At 43.0% G+C, this 1,277-nt stretch carries 1 protein-coding gene; it reads right to left on the reverse strand.

Going from position 1 to position 1,277, the window contains the following annotated elements:
• Positions 1-46: 46 nt before the first annotated feature.
• A protein-coding gene (locus QL982_RS14395; RefSeq protein WP_192993974.1) for an IS3 family transposase occupies positions 47-1,212 on the reverse strand; the annotation gives its coding sequence in 2 pieces (ribosomal slippage) (positions 47-954 and positions 954-1,212; 1,167 coding nt in all).
• Positions 1,213-1,277 lie beyond the last annotated feature (65 nt).

Below are 1,277 nucleotides of genomic sequence, written 5' to 3' on the forward strand. Positions count from 1 at the left end.
TGACCCCTGCCGTCAAATCCGTATACATAAACTTGGGAGATTTTAGTTACGCAGCCTGACGATAATAATCAAACCACACCTGTCTTGGCGCTCGATAGCCCAAGCCCTTTTGAATCCTAGTCTGATTATAATACAGCTCAATATACCCAATGATATCGCTAGTGGCTGCAAACCTCGTTTTATAATCTTGATGATATACTAGTTCATTCTTCAAGACGCCCCAGAAGCTTTCTATAGGTGCGTTGTCATAGCAATTACCTTTGCCGCTCATTGAGCCTGTAAACTTATGCTGCTCGATAATCTTATGGTACGCATGGCTACAATATTGGCTACCTCTATCTGAATGAACAATCAGTCCTTGAGTAGGTCGTTTGTTCTTGATTGCCATATTGAGTGCACGGCATACTAAATCAGCGGTCATGCGCTTATTGATAGCGTAGCCGACAAGCTCTTTGGTGTATAAATCTTTCACTCCAGCTAAATATAACCAGCCCTCAGCAGTCCAGATATAGGTAATGTCGCTGACCCATGCTTCGTTAGGACGCTTAGCGTCAAACCTCTGATCTAAAACATTGTCATAGACCAGCTTGTTGTGGTTTGAGTCAGTAGTGACTTTAAAGCGCTTATGACGACGGCATTTGATGCCGTGTTCCTCTTTGATGCTTCTTACCATATACAGGCTAATGTTGTGGCCTTGTTTGCTTAGATGAGCATGCAATCGATCTACGCCATAACGTTCTTTCATTTCACTGTGAGCGGCTTTAACTAGTAGCTCGCACTGATTGCGGTGTACCTGCTGTTCGCTGATGTCACGACTTAGCCAATCGTAGTAGCTTGAGGGCTTAACGCTTAATACACGGCACATAGTAGTGGTGCTAAATATCTGACGATTGTCTTTGATAAAAGCGTACTTTACGGGCTGTTTTTCGCGAAGTACGCGGTCGCCTTTTTTAGAATCTCGCGCTCCTCTTCAGCCACTTTGAGCTGACGCTTGAGCTGCTTTATTTCTTGAAGAGCACTCATAAGGTCAGGATCATATTGCTCTGTGCCAACAAGCTTGCCTTGATTGGCTTTGTTATGCCAGTTTGATAGCGTTTGCATGGCAATACCTAACTGCTTTGCAGTAGCTGAGATATTGCCATTATTATCTGCTATCTTCTTGACAGCTTCAGCTTTAAATTCGTTACTGTAGGTTCTTAATTTCTTGGTCATGGTAAACTCCTATAATTGTGCTTAGTTTACCAAGTTTAGTTGTACGGTTTCTTCAGCATAGCTCA

This window comes from Psychrobacter sp. 5A.1 (genome assembly GCF_030407455.1).
In the GTDB taxonomy this organism is placed as follows: domain Bacteria; phylum Pseudomonadota; class Gammaproteobacteria; order Pseudomonadales; family Moraxellaceae; genus Psychrobacter.